The 17,403-nt window shown below is 42.7% G+C and carries 19 protein-coding genes and 1 pseudogene; 2 read left to right on the forward strand and 18 right to left on the reverse strand.

Annotation, left to right across the window (positions count from 1 at the left end; all coding sequences use genetic code 11):
- Positions 1-130: 130 nt before the first annotated feature.
- Entirely contained in the window at positions 131-451 is a 321-nt protein-coding gene (locus tag C9J48_RS01530) for a hypothetical protein (protein WP_006231457.1), read from the forward strand.
- A 332-nt stretch (positions 452-783) separates the two neighbouring features.
- On the opposite strand, the pseudogene C9J48_RS28145 reads toward C9J48_RS01530, so the two are convergent.
- From C9J48_RS28145 to C9J48_RS01550, 3 genes and pseudogenes are all read right to left on the reverse strand, one after another.
- Positions 784-1,244 (reverse strand): annotated as a pseudogene (locus C9J48_RS28145) (DnaB-like helicase C-terminal domain-containing protein).
- 113 nt (positions 1,245-1,357) lie between these two features.
- The gene (locus tag C9J48_RS28150; RefSeq protein ID WP_006231455.1) at positions 1,358-1,531 is read right to left on the reverse strand and encodes a hypothetical protein; all 174 of its coding nucleotides are present in this window, start codon (positions 1,529-1,531) and stop codon (positions 1,358-1,360) included.
- 648 nt (positions 1,532-2,179) lie between these two features.
- Positions 2,180-2,671 (reverse strand): hypothetical protein, encoded by a 492-nt coding sequence (locus tag C9J48_RS01550; RefSeq protein ID WP_006231453.1) that lies wholly within the window; start codon positions 2,669-2,671, stop codon positions 2,180-2,182.
- A gap of 376 nt (positions 2,672-3,047) precedes the next feature.
- Between C9J48_RS01550 and C9J48_RS01555 the strand changes: the two genes are divergently transcribed.
- Positions 3,048-3,422: a hypothetical protein gene (locus C9J48_RS01555; protein ID WP_006231452.1), complete on the forward strand. Its 375-nt coding sequence runs from the start codon at positions 3,048-3,050 to the stop codon at positions 3,420-3,422.
- Between the two features lie 71 nt (positions 3,423-3,493).
- On the opposite strand, the gene C9J48_RS01560 is transcribed toward C9J48_RS01555, so the two are convergent.
- From C9J48_RS01560 to C9J48_RS01630, 15 genes are read right to left on the reverse strand one after another with little or no spacing between them, the layout of a single operon-like run.
- A complete protein-coding gene (locus tag C9J48_RS01560; protein WP_006231451.1) occupies positions 3,494-5,695 on the reverse strand; it encodes a hypothetical protein in 2,202 nt (733 codons plus the stop codon).
- A gap of 38 nt (positions 5,696-5,733) precedes the next feature.
- Complete coding sequence (locus C9J48_RS01565; RefSeq protein WP_006231450.1) at positions 5,734-6,657, reverse strand: hypothetical protein; 924 nt, start codon at positions 6,655-6,657, stop codon at positions 5,734-5,736.
- A complete protein-coding gene (locus C9J48_RS01570; protein ID WP_006231449.1) occupies positions 6,654-7,085 on the reverse strand; it encodes a hypothetical protein in 432 nt (143 codons plus the stop codon). Before C9J48_RS01570 ends, C9J48_RS01565 begins: the two co-directional genes overlap by 4 nt.
- Before the next feature lies 1 nt (position 7,086).
- On the reverse strand, positions 7,087-10,965 hold the full coding sequence (locus tag C9J48_RS01575; protein WP_006231448.1) for a TipJ family phage tail tip protein: 3,879 nt from the start codon (positions 10,963-10,965) through the stop codon (positions 7,087-7,089).
- Entirely contained in the window at positions 10,953-11,345 is a 393-nt protein-coding gene (locus C9J48_RS01580) for a hypothetical protein (RefSeq protein ID WP_006231447.1), read from the reverse strand. The genes C9J48_RS01575 and C9J48_RS01580 overlap by 13 nt, the downstream gene beginning before the upstream one ends.
- Entirely contained in the window at positions 11,345-11,821 is a 477-nt protein-coding gene (locus C9J48_RS01585) for a DUF1833 family protein (protein ID WP_006231446.1), read from the reverse strand. Before C9J48_RS01585 ends, C9J48_RS01580 begins: the two co-directional genes overlap by 1 nt.
- Complete coding sequence (locus C9J48_RS01590) at positions 11,821-12,180, reverse strand: hypothetical protein (RefSeq protein ID WP_006231445.1); 360 nt, start codon at positions 12,178-12,180, stop codon at positions 11,821-11,823. Before C9J48_RS01590 ends, C9J48_RS01585 begins: the two co-directional genes overlap by 1 nt.
- Complete coding sequence (locus tag C9J48_RS01595) at positions 12,180-14,570, reverse strand: phage tail tape measure protein (protein ID WP_242610840.1); 2,391 nt, start codon at positions 14,568-14,570, stop codon at positions 12,180-12,182. Before C9J48_RS01595 ends, C9J48_RS01590 begins: the two co-directional genes overlap by 1 nt.
- A 2-nt stretch (positions 14,571-14,572) precedes the next feature.
- A complete protein-coding gene (locus tag C9J48_RS01600) occupies positions 14,573-14,866 on the reverse strand; it encodes a DUF1799 domain-containing protein (protein WP_006231443.1) in 294 nt (97 codons plus the stop codon).
- Between the two features lie 17 nt (positions 14,867-14,883).
- Complete coding sequence (locus C9J48_RS01605) at positions 14,884-15,258, reverse strand: phage tail assembly chaperone (protein ID WP_006231442.1); 375 nt, start codon at positions 15,256-15,258, stop codon at positions 14,884-14,886.
- Positions 15,259-15,267: 9 nt separating this feature from the next.
- Positions 15,268-15,906: a phage tail protein gene (locus C9J48_RS01610; protein ID WP_006231441.1), complete on the reverse strand. Its 639-nt coding sequence runs from the start codon at positions 15,904-15,906 to the stop codon at positions 15,268-15,270.
- A 9-nt stretch (positions 15,907-15,915) separates the two neighbouring features.
- Positions 15,916-16,275: a hypothetical protein gene (locus C9J48_RS01615; RefSeq protein WP_006231439.1), complete on the reverse strand. Its 360-nt coding sequence runs from the start codon at positions 16,273-16,275 to the stop codon at positions 15,916-15,918.
- Positions 16,272-16,769 carry a hypothetical protein gene (locus tag C9J48_RS01620; RefSeq protein ID WP_006231438.1) on the reverse strand — a complete coding sequence of 166 codons (498 nt, stop codon included), beginning with the start codon at positions 16,767-16,769 and terminating at the stop codon, positions 16,272-16,274. Before C9J48_RS01620 ends, C9J48_RS01615 begins: the two co-directional genes overlap by 4 nt.
- Entirely contained in the window at positions 16,766-17,086 is a 321-nt protein-coding gene (locus tag C9J48_RS01625; RefSeq protein ID WP_006231437.1) for a phage head closure protein, read from the reverse strand. Before C9J48_RS01625 ends, C9J48_RS01620 begins: the two co-directional genes overlap by 4 nt.
- A complete protein-coding gene (locus tag C9J48_RS01630; RefSeq protein WP_006231436.1) occupies positions 17,086-17,403 on the reverse strand; it encodes a head-tail connector protein in 318 nt (105 codons plus the stop codon). Before C9J48_RS01630 ends, C9J48_RS01625 begins: the two co-directional genes overlap by 1 nt.

The raw sequence follows: 17,403 nt of genomic DNA on the forward strand, positions 1-17,403 counted from the left end.
GGGATCGTTGAACCATCACATTGGTGATAACGTCCACCAGCAGGGATACCTACCTGCTGCCCATCTTCGATAACAACCTCAATCTAGATGAGATATCAAATGTCAGAGAACGTGTTGGATTTATACAAGGATGATTAACAAGCGAATTTGGTTACGGCTCGAGTTTAATTGTGAATCTCTTGATTGTTCACGACCAATTGCATCAATCATATTTATTTCACTGAACCTTCCTGATGTGACCTATTGTTATGTGGCATTAGTAAGTGGAGATTGCGATTCTATCGAAGGTAACCGCTATCAGGTGACGACTAATAATGTGAACTTGATAGATAGCTTTATCATCAGAGAGGAGTCGATCACCATTGAAAAGTTAGTTCCCTTGCTGGATAATTACGAACAAGCTTACAAGGATAGCCATTTTGTTGTTCGTCAAGACCAAGTTTTATTTTAGCAAGCAGGTCTAGATCTCCGAGCAACCCTTGCTTTGCGGATCAATACTTAACTCAGCGTAATCTTTGCTGGCACAAATCAGCGTCTTTACTGCTTAGAGTTAAAACTTATACATATTCTGTCATTAATGTGTCAGCGAGAATGGATGACATGATGTGAACACCAAGGGTCCCTTGAGGAGACCCCATACCAACATCATTTTCTTGCGTACTTAGCAAACATTGTTTTTCTCATCGCTGGACTGTCAAAAACGACATTACTGAGGAAGTCATCAACATGTCCGTTGATGAGTTCAAGGTACGCAGTTCCTGTACCACCATGGAATAGCTTCCATCAATTCAGGTGGGTTTGGTGAGTCAGCGTGATATATCGAGTCTCGGTAAAGCCCAATCCAAATATCACAACCTTGCTCAAGCTGACCAGTACCTCGTGAGTCAGAAGGTATTGCCTTTTATCTGCACGTTCTTCCTGTTTACGGTTGAGCTGGGTAACTAGGAACACAACGCAATTTAACTCCTTGGCCAGCTGCTTGAGTAGCTGGGTGAACCATCGATATAACACTTGGTATTGTTGTATTCGCTAATGGCCTGGCTGGCTTTGGCAAACTCAGTATCGAAGTTATACACATCCTCTGAGCTCTGATAGAACAAACCTGAATCGATACGAGATCGAGAAGAAACCATACGCTCATAAATTTGCTCTTTTGGAATTTCCAGTGAGAACGTTGCAATCCCCTTCCCTTCTTCGATAGCAACATATTCAGCAATCTTTAAAGTAAAAGCGGTTTTCCCCATCTTATGTCGAGCCCCAATGGCCACCAACACTCAATCCAACAGCAGAATTTCTAGCACGCTCAAGAGATGAAATCACAAGGCCAAGACGTTCAGTCGGTGTCCCTTCCGATGAATCAGACATCAACGTTTATCAAGTCGATGCGAGAGCCTGTTTGAGCGACGTTATTAATTGCTCGATAAATATCACGATGCATGACCTCATCAAAACTACCCATTTTTAGCGAGTAGAATATTTTACTGACTGTAGGTGCTTTCGGATCGCCAATTAAAAACAATGCACCCAACACGAATAGCTCTACAGCATTGGCTTGCGATTAAGGCGTACATGGTTAATCACTCCGTGTCGGTATCTTGCTGCTTCTAAGCCATCACACTGGATTAACACGGTTTATTTAAAGCAAAAAATGTTTTATTCCCTCCATTTATTTACAACTATGCTTAACCACATAAAAATCATGCGTAATAGTGCCAAAAAGTCAGTAAATATAAGGGCTAGCCAGCCATTTACTGAACGGCTATAATTCCCGCCTCCAAAGATTGAGGTCAACACATGCACACGAAAGCAACACCAATAAATAGCTATCCAAAGTACTGGGCAGGATGTTGGCACTAAAATATTAACTAATTGTTAATTATCAAAAAATCATTATATATCAACAAACTAAAATACACTTTGATAATATTTTTTCCATTTCCAAGCGTTTTTTTTTGCCCCCATTTTGCCCCCAAACACCATTTTTCGATCAGTTTTGCCCCCAGTATGCCCCCAAAATTGAGCTAAAAAAGAAGTCTTAAAACATCGTTCAAGATGCACGTTTTCGTCCACTCGATTATTGCGAATACTGAAATATTATTGAAAACAAAAAAGGGAGATGTATGACTACATCCCCCCTTATATTTAGTGCTTGATAAGCATTACGTTGAAAGAAATATAATTAGAAAATGTAATCCATTGTTAGGTATGCTTCGTCATTGTACGATTCACTTTCTTGACTACTTGCATTAAGTAAACGATACCCAATTTCAGTGCTGATATTCTTCGTTATGCGATAATTAAAGCCAGCTTGTCCGCCATATACATAATGCCCTTTATTATCCAATGCTTTTGTATCCTGGTATTTATAACCAACAGTGACACCTGTAACCAAATTGAATCTCTTTGCATCATCTAAGCTATATAGGTAGTCATATGACCCCATATACTTTGATAATTTGCTATTATTTGAAAAAGTATATGTCCCTAGAAAACGATGAGACTCATCTGCAATCACACCAGCTCGAAAAATATAAGTTTCGTTACTACTACCAACAAGATGATTGTTATCAGCACTTAGGCCAAGACCAGCACTGTATTCTAAATCTGAAGCCTGAACTTGAGTCGCTGCTGCTGCTGATAACATAATAAGTACGATAGCTGTTTTTTTCATAAATCACCCCAAAAAATAAAACACTGTTTTCTTTCTGAGGTCAAGATAACAAATGAAGCTGAACAAATGCTGAATTTTAAAAATCAAAAATGCAAGCAATCGTTGCATAATTTACCCCTTAAAAACAATAACTTAATATCACACCTATTAATTACGCAATACGTTCATTAACCCTACTGTGATTATTGATAATGCGATGGATTAAAGAAGGTCTGACCTAAACTCAATCGTACATACCAGTAAGTATTCAAGGATTAATATTTTTTGAAAGGCTTCATTTACCATTGCACAATAAAACACCATCCATTATGCTCGAATATCATTGATATCAATAAATAATGCAAACACATAATAAAAAGAGCATATGGAATTTAACATGAAAAAGAACGCGCTAATTGTATTACTTGTAGGCCTATTTCCAATGCTCAGCATGGCTAAATGCGTTCCAAGTGGATCAATGGAAAATACTGTCTGCGTCGATTCTGACGGGACGGTTCGTACAACATACCAACATGATGATGAATTCCGTACGCGTAACAATCTTGACCAGCCACGGAAAAATGACCCACGTGGTAATCCATTAGGCCAGTCTGATGATAGCGTAGGTTTTACAATTTGGACGGATGAGCCAGATAACGACGTTGAACTGAATCTTATACCTGAACATAAAAAAACAGCCGCTAAAGTAAATGATCCAACACGATCAGTAATGCTACCAGCTGAAAATTGTGATGGGTATGCCTGCCCTTAACCCATGATGCTACAAACGGTTTATTGGTAATAATCTCAAAGCCTAACTAACACCGTTAGGCTTTTCCCCTGCTAATCCTTCACCTTAATAAATGTGTACTTCTTAATGTTTGGTGCAATATCAACGACAGGGATATTTGGGTACTTCCCTGTAGGAAACATCTGCTTTAATCCATAATAAAATGGCGGGATCGTTGAACCATCACATTGGTGATAACGTCCACCAGCAGGCACACCTACCTGCTGCCCATCTTCGATAACAACCTCAATCAGACACCCAACCCAGATACCACCAATTTGAGAGGATTGTGGCGGATTAGCTTTTGTGAAAAAGTCATAAGTATGGCGGCTATCCCTTCTCCATTTTGGAACCAGTTTACTAACCACCTCCATCTGCATGTCTTGATCGCCTAATATGAGCTTGCCATTACTCACAACGAGGATATAGCTTCGGTTGTATTTAATCCCATGTACACCAAGCTCAAGGTCAGAATCCAACTTCCCCCCTAGGCTCGCAATGCCACCGCCCCCTGATGCTGGTTCTATCCACGTCGACCAGCCACTCATAAGTTCAAACAATTCATACACGCCATCAACCGTGTGGTACTCAATCAGGCTCCCATTGGTATCATTAAAGCCCTTTTTGATTTCCATTAAGCCAACGTAATTGTTACTCGGTAATGTTGGCGCACCGGTAAACTTACCATTGACGTAATAGAGCCCCGCTTTTTTAGTCTTTGGATCATCGCCAACACTAATAAGCCCACCACCTTCCAACAGCCGTCTTGTCAGTTCATACAACTGAGAGAGTAAAACGAGCGAATCATCTTTTCCATTGACCTCGATACTGGGTGCTTCTTTGGCCGCTAAGTGAAGCGACATATCAGCATCACCCACATTAACAGTTTGCTCTCCATCTAATGCATGGACACCAAAGACTTCTTTTATACCAGTACTGGTTCTATATTGAAGTAATGCCCCACCAGACCCAAACCAGGTAAAGGGGCCTGTCATGGTTCCGCCGTTCGGATCTAGAAAGTTCAAAGAGGATAAATCAACCGTCTTGTCATCACCGATTGAGTAGAACTTCGCCGTGACAGCGTCATAATGTATTTCACTGCCATTCTCGACCGTAGCGTAATCAGTCCCGACTAAATCACCGTCCGTATAGGTAAATTTCAATCCTTTTGGTAACAGTACCCACCAGATGGTTGATAGTACCGGTGTATCTGGATAAGGCTTTTCAGCTGTAGGCGTAAACACCCCGCCGTCTTGTATTGCCCCAGCAGCGGCAGATTGTGCACTCACGGCAGCTTTTTCCGCTTTATTTTTCGCGACGTCAGTATCTTGCTTCAATGCAATGACAGCTTGACGATCTGCACGCACCGCGACTTTATCTCCGTATACCTGAGAGGCAGCAGCCTGCACATCCACTCCTACTTGCGGAATGTTTATCGCATCAATAGCGGTTTTATCTACTGCCATTTGACGAGCAATATCCGCGGCTTTTTGTGCGTAGTGATACGACGAATACTTGCCAGGCTCTACAGCCACATTTTCAGGGTTTATCGCCCATTTTTTGGCTTTGGGTATTTCAATCGCCAGCGCGGCCAAATCCGGTAGGTTCGTAATCTGTGATGCGTCAGGTGGGTTATCTTCTGTGAAGATCTTTACTGCGGCCTCGGTACCTTTAGCATGCCATAAAAATCCTTCGCCAATTAAAAAGGATTCCTGACTATTCGGTAGACTGGTGTGGTGAGAAATAACCGTTTTAGTGCCATCTGATGTGAGTGACATTTCCCCCGCGCCCCAAGCGTAAGGTTGGTTAATCACTGCTTTCTTTATTCCATAAGACTGAACCGCACTCGATCGCTCACTACCAATCATCATCGCGTTATTAGGTAACGCAATATCACCATTAGGGTCGAGGATACTTAAACGATGAGTCGGTTTGATATTTGAAATATCAGAGACCAGCTCATAGAGATTCGATTTGTCGACGTTCCTGACTTTGATATTGAGCCGGCTATATTCTTGATTGGGTGTGACAATCGTTACCTGGTAAAAGGTCTCGGGAATGGTTTGCAGTTCATTGGGCCATAAGTCGAGTAATGCGATGCCTGCAGCATCGGTATTCTTAACGATAACTTCAGGAATAATGATCCCGTTATAAATGACCACATCATTCAATTGCGCCATCACCGTCGCATTTGCGATTGGGGTTCCATCCGCAGTGGTTACCGTTGCCTTTACTTCACACGTTGTAATCGCCATATACCCACACCTATTCGCAAGACGCTAAACCCTATAAATCAAACGACGCTACCGTTAATCGTACCGTGGTTATTTACAGATACTGTGTGGCCATGTTTATTTATAGCGTAGCCACCTCGCCCACCAGAATTACCTCCAGCATGGCCCCACGTACCACCATTGGTCGCTTTTGATGTGCCATAACCCTGCCCTCTACCACCAACAACAACCTTTGATCTCCAAATGGCATTATTTAAAGTGTGAGGTTTAACATTAACTAAATGGCTTGTCCCTTTGTGATACGTCCATCCACTTTTATACCAAGAACTACTGCTTGAAAATGGGCCGGAATAACTCGTGCTATTTGTCTTATAAAATAAACGTGAACCTTTCCACCAAACCTCTATTTGATATCTCTTATTTTGAGTGAATTGTTTAGTGTAAATACCTGTTCTATAACTTGATGACGCATAGCTTGCAGTGTATTCCTCACCACTCGATGGCTCGCGAGAGGTCGTTGACCCACCACCTCCACCTCCTCCACGAATCGCACCATAATTATTAATAGTTACATTAGCGTTGGCCACAACAGCATCACCACCAGCTTTGCTTGGTGCTCCACTCGCACCTTGAATTTCACCGTGGTTATCAACCGTCAAGCTGCCTCTTAATCCCGTTCCTATTTCAAGTAATCTCCGTGTGACACCTTTATTAATCACTGCTCTTTTAGGTATATTTGCCGTCCAAAAAGAGCCGAATGAGTCTTTTAGCCCTCCGGTCGTCACTGTTATTACCATTTCATTCACGGCGCCATAAAAGTCAGTAATGCTTATGTCACCAGATGTTGGTATTTTGTTGTTCTGCGGAATATCAGGAACCCGTCCTGCACCACGATAATACTCAGTTAATGAGTGCGGGACGTTACCCCCAAATTCATTAACAATATCTTGGATGCTAATCGTTCCTGCAGTCTTAATCGTCATAATGTCTTCTTAGCAGACACATCCTGCTCTGCACTGACATTACCCGCAGCATCAAGCTGCCATATTATGTTTTGGCCATTGAGTATTTGTAACTTTCCTCCACTCTCTCTCATCGTAAACGCACCAAACGTACCCCGCTTATCAAGCTCTCCTTGCAAGCCAGGAATATCTTCAATACCAGAGGGAAGTAGTGATAGTGAGTCGAATATTTTCTCTTCACTGCCATTAGCTAATCGGTTATAAATTTCTAGATGCTTTTTTGTCTTTACCGTTTTAAAGACATGCCTTTTCATTCCAGTCACTAGCCCACCCATACCTCGAAAATCAGCGGTCCATAGACGAGAAATATGCGCTCTAATCGTTTGTAATACCTCAGTTGAATAATTACTGTTTATATCTGGCTTTGATAAATTATTTTGATCAGACATGCTAATAACCTCCAAGTAATATTGATACGGTTCCGCCTATACGAACATTATGTGTATCCCAAGCCATGACTTTAACGACTGGTGTACTTCCGCTATCGTCAATGATGACGTTAGTTCTCGCTATGGCAGGACTGTTCTGAGGGGTAACAATGGCACTTACGATATCGAGCCATTTTTTTGTCGGCGTAAAAATTGTTCCATTCGTATCCGTCGATTTCAAAACGAAGCGACCTGATTCAGTTTTATCTTCAACACGGATATCAACATCAATGGATGTTATGACAATGAGATCATCACGATCTTGGCCTGTAGCAAAAATACTGATTCGGATATAACGCACATTATTAGCCTGAACTTCTATTGCACCTTCTGGTGCAGAGGTCCAACTTGCATTATTACTGCTCCATTCAATTTTGATTTTTGCTGAAACATTCCCAATATGGTGAGATTGAGCAATTCTGACAGAGATTGTTGCGGCAGATAAAATCTTACCTAAGTCTTTGGTACTCACAAGAGAGGCACTTTCAGTGCCTGGTTCAAAGTAAATTGGGAAGTTGGCATTAATCTGATCTTGTACCGTATTCCAATGACGAAATTTAAAATGTTGGTCCCATGTTTCCGTTGTATTTAACGGCATCAATAACTCACCATCGATATACTCTGCATTGCTTAACACCGCACCTCTCGATGCGTCATAGTTAAGCGCAATAGCAAAGTTAGCGGGTAATGCAGCAGTTACATCGATGTGCCTTATATTACTGATATTCCCAGCAACATCTTCCACCGACATGAACACTCTAAAATCACCGCCAGAAGTAAATATTATTACGTCTGAACGAGAATCTGCACCTGCTTTTCCATAGAAAGTTGCTGTTGTTATATCACCCGTTATTGAACCGATATTTATCGTATAACTTTTTATTGGCTGGCTTGTTTTTGCGTCTTCCCACGATAATGACAACGCGTTAACTTGCATCGATGAGCGAGATATTTTCACATCTGATGGGGGCGCAACATTCAAATTCACAGATGCCGCGGTTGCACTTGGTAATGATGGATTCCAATGTCTAGCCCAGAACCGGTTATTACCTGCAGGTAGCCATTTGCTTAGGAATGTATTTCCCTTTACCTCGGTAATGACCTCGGCAGTTTCAAAGGTTGCACCAAATCTTAGCTCTGTCTTCACATAGTCAGGGTCAAGCGAATCATCCCATGAAATTATTACACCATTATTTGAAATATCGGCCTTTAGACCAAAGACGTCTGATGCTTTAAAGGCAGCATCTTCAATCGTGAATGAAATAGGACTTGGCTGAGTTAACCTTCCACCTTTAAGGACAGCGGTAACATTGGCATCATATATTCCCTTAGGAGCATCAAATGATACATCTTGATATTCAGTTCTTATTTCACGCCATGTTCCACCATCATTATTTTTATATTTAAATAGATATATTTCAGCATTAAGAAGGGCCATCCAGGATGCATTCGCAGTCGGTAACCTTACGTTCTCTCTGGTAAGCCTACGCCCTTCAATAACATTAAGGCCGACAACGTGTTCCGTCACTGTCGAACCAAGATCTACCGTTGTTGATGAGAAACCACGGTGGTATATATATGGATTAGATTCAGCAAGAAAATAATCGTTTGTATAATCAATGGCAGTAAATTTGAACCCTTCACTTCCCATCGATACAACATCTACAATTTTAACCTTTCGACCAGGGCTCGCCGCTGAATCATAAAACCACATGTACTCACACGCCGGATATGTACCGCTACCGGGTAACGGATTGTCTGCTGATGAAGGTATGGGGGCTTTAAGAGATACCTTATTACCGTCTACTGCTGAAACCATGTATGTTTCATAGTGTCCATTAGGGTAGCGAATGCCAAGGACTGCTGAGTTTGCTGATGCTGGTTGAGGAACATCAGCATCAAGATAAATAGTAAAGTGATCACCACCATCAATCATTCGGCCTGAATTTGACCAACTGACCATGTCATGGCTTAACAGAACAACATCACCTTTAGATGCCACCAGCCCTTCAATATCGGTTTCCCAATGGGTTCGACGTTTAAAAAATTCCTGTGATGCTGCAAGCAATGAGGCTTCACGTCCCGCTTGGTCTTTATTAGTACAACCAATGAAATCTATTTCCACAGGGTTATCTGGATCGCTAATACCGCCAACGGTAGCCCTGACACTTTCAGCTGCCCAATTACTGTCAGCATTCTTAAAATTGACGATAAATTCATCAGCAAGCTTCCCTGAAACATAATCAATCGAAAATGTTCTCGACTTGATATTTGACGGACTAAAAACTGCAATATGTGATAAATCGTCGGCATCCCATATGACGCCATATTTACCGGTTTGCCATGTCGTTTGCCCTCGCCCACATCGAGATATAATTTCAGCCACATTTTTAACTGACTGACTTGAATTGATTACAGCATTACACTCCAGATTTTTTCTGTTACACCATGCTGCAAATGCTTTTATCGAATCCATGTCAATTCGTGAGTCAGGTAATCCAGCGCCATATTGACGCCTACCAGCCGAATCTTTACTCCCCCTGAACCACCACAATAGCCACCATGCAGGGTTTGATGTGAATTGTTTTACCCATGTTGAACCTGTCCAAACGGGAATAGTCGACTGACAAATAGCATTAAACTGATCGACCTGTCCTGATAGCTGACCACTCGCCTTTATTGATACGCCAACACGCCTTTGCCCAGAGTAATCAGCATTATCTTCTTGGAACGCTTTTAGGCTTACCCACGATAGTCGTCTTGTTTTTTTTGTGCTTTCAACATCAATGGATGTCTTTCTCACCTTGACTAAATACTCACCACTATCATTGATATGAATTCGATGCGTTGTTCTTACCGAACTGATTTTCATACCAGTTAGACTTAACGTTAACGTGTCGTATCGTGTTTGAGTTCCATCCGTCGCTATTGTGTAAACCTCGATAGAAACAGCGATTGATTTAGAATCAACACCACCCTCATCAAGCGTATCAAAGGCAATAACCTGAAAATCTAGCTCAAGACCAACCGTATGCCCTTTTGTTGATCGAGAAACCCAGCCATCGCTCTTTTTTATTTCAACACCCTGAATGGTATCGATATTGCCAAATTTTTCCGATAAAACACCATCTGCACCAGCGGTTTGAATATTGATATTGTTATAATTGCTAATATCTGCAGTACCAATTCTAAAATCAGTTAATGTCAGATCGGATTGAATACCAAAGTTAAATGCTTGATATAGGTACTGCTCACTATTAATAAATTCGGTATAAAAATTTGAGGCGACATCAGGAAAGACGCGCATTTTTCCTATGACAATCATCATTGGCTCAAAAAGACGAATGCTATTTTTTAGGCCAGAAATAACATAACGCTTCTGCTCATTCACCTCTTGAGCATTCCCGCCACCTCCTGCTGACGGTGGTGGTACTAATGAATTGATTACAAGGCTAGCGCCAACCAATACAGCTGCAGTAACAAGAGCACTACCAACGGTACCAACGGCAAACCCACCAGCAGCCGCTAGCGCCGGTGGAAAATAAATAGAAATTGCCACTAATGCAATCATGCCTATAATTTGACCGGCTTTCCCACGAACTGCAGCCCTGACATTGATGACATCGTTATTTTTTATAACGTAATCTTCCCACCCCGAAACAAGCTTTTCATCGTTAATGAATACAACGACAGGGTGGCCATCATAAATTTCAATCCCAGCGCGAGATAAATAAGATGAAAGCGTCTCACCTTCAATAAAGGATAGGTTGTACTCCTTTCTATTATCAGTCAGTAGCGGATTGGGCAGATACGTAAGCATTGCATCTTTTAACTCAGCCATTTGTAGAATCCCTCTACACCACCATGAGCATCTATCCGCATTCTGCTCATGCGTTCCATCACAACACCCATTCCGGTCAAATTATGTAAGCATTGCCATTGCCCATTGACGAACGTCGCCACACCAATGTGAGATGGCACACCACGGTCATATAAAATAACCGGATGCCCTTCTATTGGCTCATCAACACGAATAGCAAAATCATGCTTCATTGTATTAATTGCAGCCCCTTGCTCCTGATTCTCTATGGGTCTGTCAGCGTGCTCTGGCGAGATGATTTTCAACTTCAACTCATCTCGAGCGACATCAACCGCAAGATCCAGACAGTCATATGTCAGCGGATCAAAGTTCCTACCTATATATTTTTCTGACCAATGCATTAGAACAATCCAGGTGATCTTTCTGGTGTGAATTTAATGGTAACGGCTGGCTTGTTTAGCAAATCAACGTAGCCAAGCGTTGCGGTTATTTTTTTAGGGTCAATGGACACATCCATGATGTCTAGCTCAATCCCCCACTCAACACGCTCTGGGTTGGAGCGTAAAATTTGCATGATCATGCAACTTCCACCTTCAAACCCTCGAGAGTTATCAAGTTCATCGGTTAAGACTCGTCCAACGTTATCTATAGATAGTTGTGCTTGTGGCGTTTTCCCTTCACCCTCGTCAGGTAATGAGATTTCAATAGGAAGTGCGGTATATTGATTACCACCGTGAGTGATATCTTGCGTGTCTGCCACTATTCGTGCGGGTTCATTAAAGCTCTGATGATGAATTTCAATTAAAATTAACATCGGCTCATCAGCAGATGTAGAATTAATATTAACCTTGGCTTTATTCGTATAATAACGAGGCATTATGTTAGTCCGATCGATTCAATCACTACATTCGCTTCCCAAATATTTCGAGCAACCATGTGCCATGAGAGCTTACCCTCTTGGAATCTTGCCGTAAGCGTACCTGAGCTACGAATAGGGTCTTTATAGGTAAACCAACAGGCACCTTTAATATCGTTGATATACCAATGATCAAACTTAACTTTGTCATCAAACGTAGTGGCGACTACCTTTGCTCGTCTGGTCATGATTGGCATTGAAAACTTAGGGCGTTGTTTGGGTATTCCACCTTCCATTTCTGTTCGATCAATACCAAGGTCAAGATCCTCTCCATAATCCATTGCAAGCTTTATCCCATCAGGAAAAATTGGAAGTGCCACTATCTACCTCCTAATGCGCCTTTTAACTGACCACCACGATGAATATCTTCTAAAATGACATTCACCACCATTCGCTTAAGCGTGTTGTCATATTTGGGCTGAGACTGCCTAGCCGTTACTTCATTGCTCGTCTGATTAATAACATTAACCTCAACACTGCTCATGCCATCGCCACCACTAGATGAATTACGTACACCCAGTCTTCCCTGTGCATCGCGGGTTAATGGCATAACCGCTTCTGGACCCGCTTCACCCATTAACCCAGCACCTTTGGCCATCGGGAAAAATGTTGGTTTCGTAACGACACCGCCATTAGCAAACTTCTGAATACCACCGTCAAAAACCCCACCGTTAGCAAATAACCCAACAGCAGAACTAGCAAGAGGGCCCGTAATATTTTTTTGGATTGCGATCCGAATAAGATCACTAATAATGCTTGAGGCTAGGCTCTTAAAGTCCGCTTTCCCCGTCACGACAAAATCTGTCAGTGCATCAGTGGCACCACTCATCGCATCTTGAATAGCTGCTTTTGCTTTATCACTCGACTTCTTGGCTTCTTCGGCAAACGTCTTAAACCCTGACCGCGCACCATCGAGTGCACCCATGATGTTATCTTTGTCGGGAATTTTCTCGATACTGATATCAGTACTCAATTTAAGCCGATCATTTTGCATTTTAGATAGCAATTCATTAAGAGCATTTTCCTGGCTAACCACATCATCTTCATGGCCCCTTCTTATGCTAATTTCATTCTTCATTGCTGCTATTAGTGCATTATTGTATGTATTGGTAATAGCCAGCTTTTGGTCTAATACCGATTGCTTAGCTTCTTTAAAATCAGCATCTGAAATTTGTTCTTTTTCATTCAAAGCCGTTTGCCGAGACAAGAAACTATCAAGATCAGTCAGTGAATTATCATAAGATATTCTGGCTGCACTTCGGATTCGTTTAATGCCATCAAGACTTTTCTTATAAGCCTTTTCAATGGCTTCAGTCCGACGTTTATCCGGCTTATCATTTAACGTTTTATTGAGGATGGTTATCTGCTCGCTAAGGTCTTTTGCCTTGGCTTTTAGGTTGGCAATCGATTCAGCCTGCCCAGCAAACGGCTTCATCTCTTTAATCAGTTTCAGGTTTCCCTCTGTCACTTTAAGCTCACTCTGAAGCTCGAGTAATGCATTAGATGGTCGACCAAGGTTCTTTAAATCATCCCATAGGTTGGTGAACACTGTCCCTACACTACTGGCCGCACGTTCAAGAAAACCCAAATCTTCTACCGCCTTTTTTGAAGCGTTGCTGATTTCCTCGATATACGCTTTTTGAGCCAGTGACGCAGCAGCAGCGTTGTTACCCATCGATGTAAAGGTGACGAGTTGTTTGTAGGTGGTTTTATCAAGAAAATTGAACTGCTTGTTTAATGCCAGAGCCGCTTTTAATGGTTTATCAGACAGGGATGAGATGCCCTTGGCGTACTCATCCAGCGTCGATATTCCCGCTTTCTGGGCCTTAATCCCCATAGCTATCACTTCACCAGTAACAGCCGATGCCTTTACATTCGCCCTCTCAAACACTGTAATGGCTTGTGCAGCTGCTCCTCGTGTTACACCTGCAAACTCACTCGCTGCGAGTGTTGCGTCTATCATTCCTTCCTTTGTATAACCCAGGGCTTCACCTGTTTTGTACATCTGTACTGTGGCTTCATGTAATTCACTCTGACCTTTATAAAACGCATAAAACAAACCACCCGCAATAGCGGCAGTAACCGTTATAGGATTAATCATTGCGCCAATAGCTTTTGTCACCCCTCGGATAGCGGGTTTAATGCCCCCGAACATATCTTTGATCTGTCCACCTTGCTGGAAGAGCACTTGCAACGGTCTTTGGCCACCCTGAAGTGACACAAAAATATCTGTAAATTGTGCTGGCAGCCCCTGCATAGCGAATCTCATTTGCTTAGCGGATCGACCGGCTTTTACTTCAGCGTCTGATAGCCCGTTAAAGCCAACAGCGTTTTTCTTAATTTGGTTATTGGTATGTGACAGAGTATTGCCAAGCTTGCGATTGGCTTTCTCTGTTCTATAAATCTGATTGGTGATGCCGTCATATTTACCTTGGAGATCTTCAGGTAAGACTGAGATCCCTTTAAGGATCTCTTTGGTACGTTGGTACTGTGATGACAGTTTTGGCGTATCAAGGGTTAATGCCTTATTGAGGTTAGCGGTACCTAGACCTTTTAAGCGACGTTCGAGCTTTTTAACCTGCTCGCCAGTTAAATTCACTTCACGCTGAGCAGTTTGCCCAAACTCTTTAAATTCAGACTTTATATTCTCTAGCGTTTTATCAAGGCTAGATGCATCGCCAGTAATGGGGATATTTAAAGAATCAGACATCATTAATCCTCGTTAATATTTTCCAATGCGTTTTTTTCAATCACTTGCAGGCTAAAGAAAGCATCCCGTTTAACGTCTACACCCCAGCCCTCGATATCCATCCATGAAAAAATGACGTTATAATCAAGCCCGATAACCCCATTTTGTCCACATCGCCATTGCGTCGACATTCGGCTGAATAGTTGAACAGCAGGCCAATTTTCAGGCCATACCTCTTTATCACCATCACCTGGCTCAAAATCATCCAATGACATACCCAGCATTTTTAAAGCTGCATCAATATTTTTCCCTACCAATACCGATGCAGCCTTTGTTAGTTTCCCAGTCGGCGCTCAAGCAACGTACTGCGATGCTCATCAACAATCGCAGTGAATGCATCTGGATACTCATCACACAACTTAACGATATTCGCTTTAGTAAATTCAGCATCAATGTCCCATCCCACTAAAATTTGTTGCAAGACTTTGGCGTATTGATCAAATGTTTTCTTAACAACAGCTTCATTGGTTTCAGCCAACGTGGTTGTTTTCGTGTCATTATCCCCCCAGCCATCTGATAGTTTTGCATACTCCAAGCTAGTGAAATATTTGAACGTGAGTGGCAGTTCTTGGCTTGAACCGCTAGCATCAATCAGCTCAACCTTCCCCTCAAATGAATCGGGTGTTTTACCTAGCACTAATAAAGACATCTCTTTCTCCTAAGCTTTTGTATAACGAGTGGGACGAACGATAAGACTAATGGTGACGCCGATGGCCATTACCTGATCTTTAGTCATGCTGGGTGTTTCATTCACCGAGATATAAGCGTGGTAATAGAGTGTGGCGCCATTCGGTAACGTCGCTCGGATAACCTGAGTCTCTTTTCCATCAGCCGCTTTTTTTAACGCTATATAACCAGGTAAGGTATCGTCATCAGCAATGCTCAAGGTCAGAACAACAGGGGATGTTCGCGTTGGGATCTGTGTTTCAAAGTCATTTTCAAGGAACGAATAAGTGGCGAACTGCTGATCACCTCCTGACGTCTCGGATGAGATAACCTGCGTAACCTGCTGCCAATCAGATACTTTTATCAACTTCCCTGAACTCATACCGCTAGGGAATTGAGTCGTATCTGAGGTATCAATGCCCAACAGTTTTAATGTCGCCCCCACCTTTGCGACCCGCTCATTGATATTGCTCCACCCACTTTGAACAATAACAATGTCGTTGGTCGCAACCGTACTTCCGGCAACGGTTGCGACAGCATCCGTTGCATTAGTCAGTGCAGACATGACTGCAGGTGCAGCCTTCGTTTTAGCTATCGCAAACACGACGCCATTAGGTAGTGAAACGGCCATGAAGCCTCCTCAATTAGTGGTAAACCACACGTTGAAATCTTGAGCTAAGATGTAAAACCCATCAGGATTTTCATCTGCTATCGTTACAGGTTCGGTGCGTGGTGATGATAAAAATACATCGGTACTCACCATGGCTTTCTCGATCTCTTTCATTGTTGTTGCGGCTTTTATTGCCGTCGTTTCAAAGAATATGACCCTTACGATCACGTGCGACTTATCAGCTGCAGTGTTATCCATAAAGTAAATAGGAGTACCACCGAGCCTTTCCCAAATCGCGACCGGTGCGTGAATCGCAAACGGACCTTTTACGGGGAAGCATTGATGCACCACCGATGACACAACGGCATACATCTTTTCTTCAAGCGTCATGTTGCCCGCCTTGCATTCAGTACCTTAAAAAACCGCTCTTCAAAATTCAGTCGAGCCTGCGTTTGGCCTTTATGGACCGCAGGGAAAAAGAACGGAACGGATTTTCTTTTGTATTCCGCTACCGTCACCTTGGTATTCGTTTTCCACTCGCCCGTCTTTCTATCCAGATACACCGGGTGATGCCTCACCTGGCCATACTCGATAAAGTTAAGAAAGTTAGCATTCGACGTTCCCTGTACGGCATTTTCTGACACCGTTTTGTTCCACTGGGGCATCACGTTATACACAGCGAAACCCACCTCATTAACAGAAAAACTACTGCGCCCTGAAATGATGAAATCACTGCGACCAAACCGTTTCTTTCCTTCAGCATCGAGCGACGCTTTAATCGTTTGAGCGGCCTCTTTCGTACCGGAGAACACAGCATCAACAACGTCTTCTTTGAGGCAGTCGACATAAGCATCAATGCGACTCACATCCACATGCATTTTCATGAACGTTTCTCGATCAAGAGATCCATAAATTCCATCGTTTCTTCATCAGGTAATACGTTGGTAATGGCATAGGTCATCCCTCTATGAATAAGACGCATGTCCTCATCGATGTCCTCTCTATACCGAATACGTACGCTGCCACGCCGCACAGCCGTGTCGATACCATTTCTCATGGCCTCTATTCCACGCTCAAAACGCACATTGCCCCAGACAGAACAGATCTCTGCATACTCTGTAATCGGCTGACCAGCAGCATCAACATGCGATCGGTCTGTACCTTCAATCGTAATTCGATGATTCATTCGCCCAACGTCCATTACACCCCCTTAGAGTAATCAATGTACTTATCAAGCAGGTGCTCGGAAAAAGGGCTCATCGTTAATGGCTTCTCGGTTGCCAGCCGACGCTGGGCATACATTTCCAGCGTGGCCAGCTTGACCCATGAAACCAATGGCGCCGGTAAATAGCCATACTCAGTCCTCACCTCAGTAAAAGACCGAAACAGACGCCCTTCACACAGTGCAATGGCAGCAGCCGTTAATGACTCGATATACAAATCTTCATGGTCATGATCCACGCGCAGGTGCAATTTCATGTCTTTCAAACTGATGGGTGAGGTCGCTGAATCCAACAC

Origin of the sequence: Photobacterium profundum, from assembly GCF_003026285.1 — a bacterium.
In the GTDB taxonomy this organism is placed as follows: Bacteria; Pseudomonadota; Gammaproteobacteria; order Enterobacterales; family Vibrionaceae; genus Photobacterium; species Photobacterium profundum.

Bases quoted from the DNA above. Each gene is read 5' to 3' on its own strand.
- C9J48_RS01620 (WP_006231438.1), bottom strand. From the start codon at position 16,769: ATGAAAATGCATGTGGATGTGAGTCGCATTGATGCTTATGTCGACTGC.
- C9J48_RS01575 (WP_006231448.1), bottom strand. From the start codon at position 10,965: ATGGCTGAGTTAAAAGATGCAATGCTTACGTATCTGCCCAATCCGCTA.
- C9J48_RS01610 (WP_006231441.1), bottom strand. From the start codon at position 15,906: ATGGCCGTTTCACTACCTAATGGCGTCGTGTTTGCGATAGCTAAAACG.
- C9J48_RS01605 (WP_006231442.1), bottom strand. From the start codon at position 15,258: ATGTCTTTATTAGTGCTAGGTAAAACACCCGATTCATTTGAGGGGAAG.
- C9J48_RS01555 (WP_006231452.1), top strand. From the start codon at position 3,048: ATGAAAAAGAACGCGCTAATTGTATTACTTGTAGGCCTATTTCCAATG.
- C9J48_RS01625 (WP_006231437.1), bottom strand. From the start codon at position 17,086: ATGGACGTTGGGCGAATGAATCATCGAATTACGATTGAAGGTACAGAC.
- C9J48_RS01560 (WP_006231451.1), bottom strand. From the start codon at position 5,695: ATGGCGATTACAACGTGTGAAGTAAAGGCAACGGTAACCACTGCGGAT.
- C9J48_RS01565 (WP_006231450.1), bottom strand. From the start codon at position 6,657: ATGACGATTAAGACTGCAGGAACGATTAGCATCCAAGATATTGTTAAT.
- C9J48_RS01530 (WP_006231457.1), top strand. From the start codon at position 131: ATGATTAACAAGCGAATTTGGTTACGGCTCGAGTTTAATTGTGAATCT.
- C9J48_RS01570 (WP_006231449.1), bottom strand. From the start codon at position 7,085: ATGTCTGATCAAAATAATTTATCAAAGCCAGATATAAACAGTAATTAT.
- C9J48_RS01585 (WP_006231446.1), bottom strand. From the start codon at position 11,821: ATGCCTCGTTATTATACGAATAAAGCCAAGGTTAATATTAATTCTACA.
- C9J48_RS01580 (WP_006231447.1), bottom strand. From the start codon at position 11,345: ATGCATTGGTCAGAAAAATATATAGGTAGGAACTTTGATCCGCTGACA.
- C9J48_RS01615 (WP_006231439.1), bottom strand. From the start codon at position 16,275: ATGACGCTTGAAGAAAAGATGTATGCCGTTGTGTCATCGGTGGTGCAT.
- C9J48_RS01550 (WP_006231453.1), bottom strand. From the start codon at position 2,671: ATGAAAAAAACAGCTATCGTACTTATTATGTTATCAGCAGCAGCAGCG.
- C9J48_RS01595 (WP_242610840.1), bottom strand. From the start codon at position 14,570: ATGTCTGATTCTTTAAATATCCCCATTACTGGCGATGCATCTAGCCTT.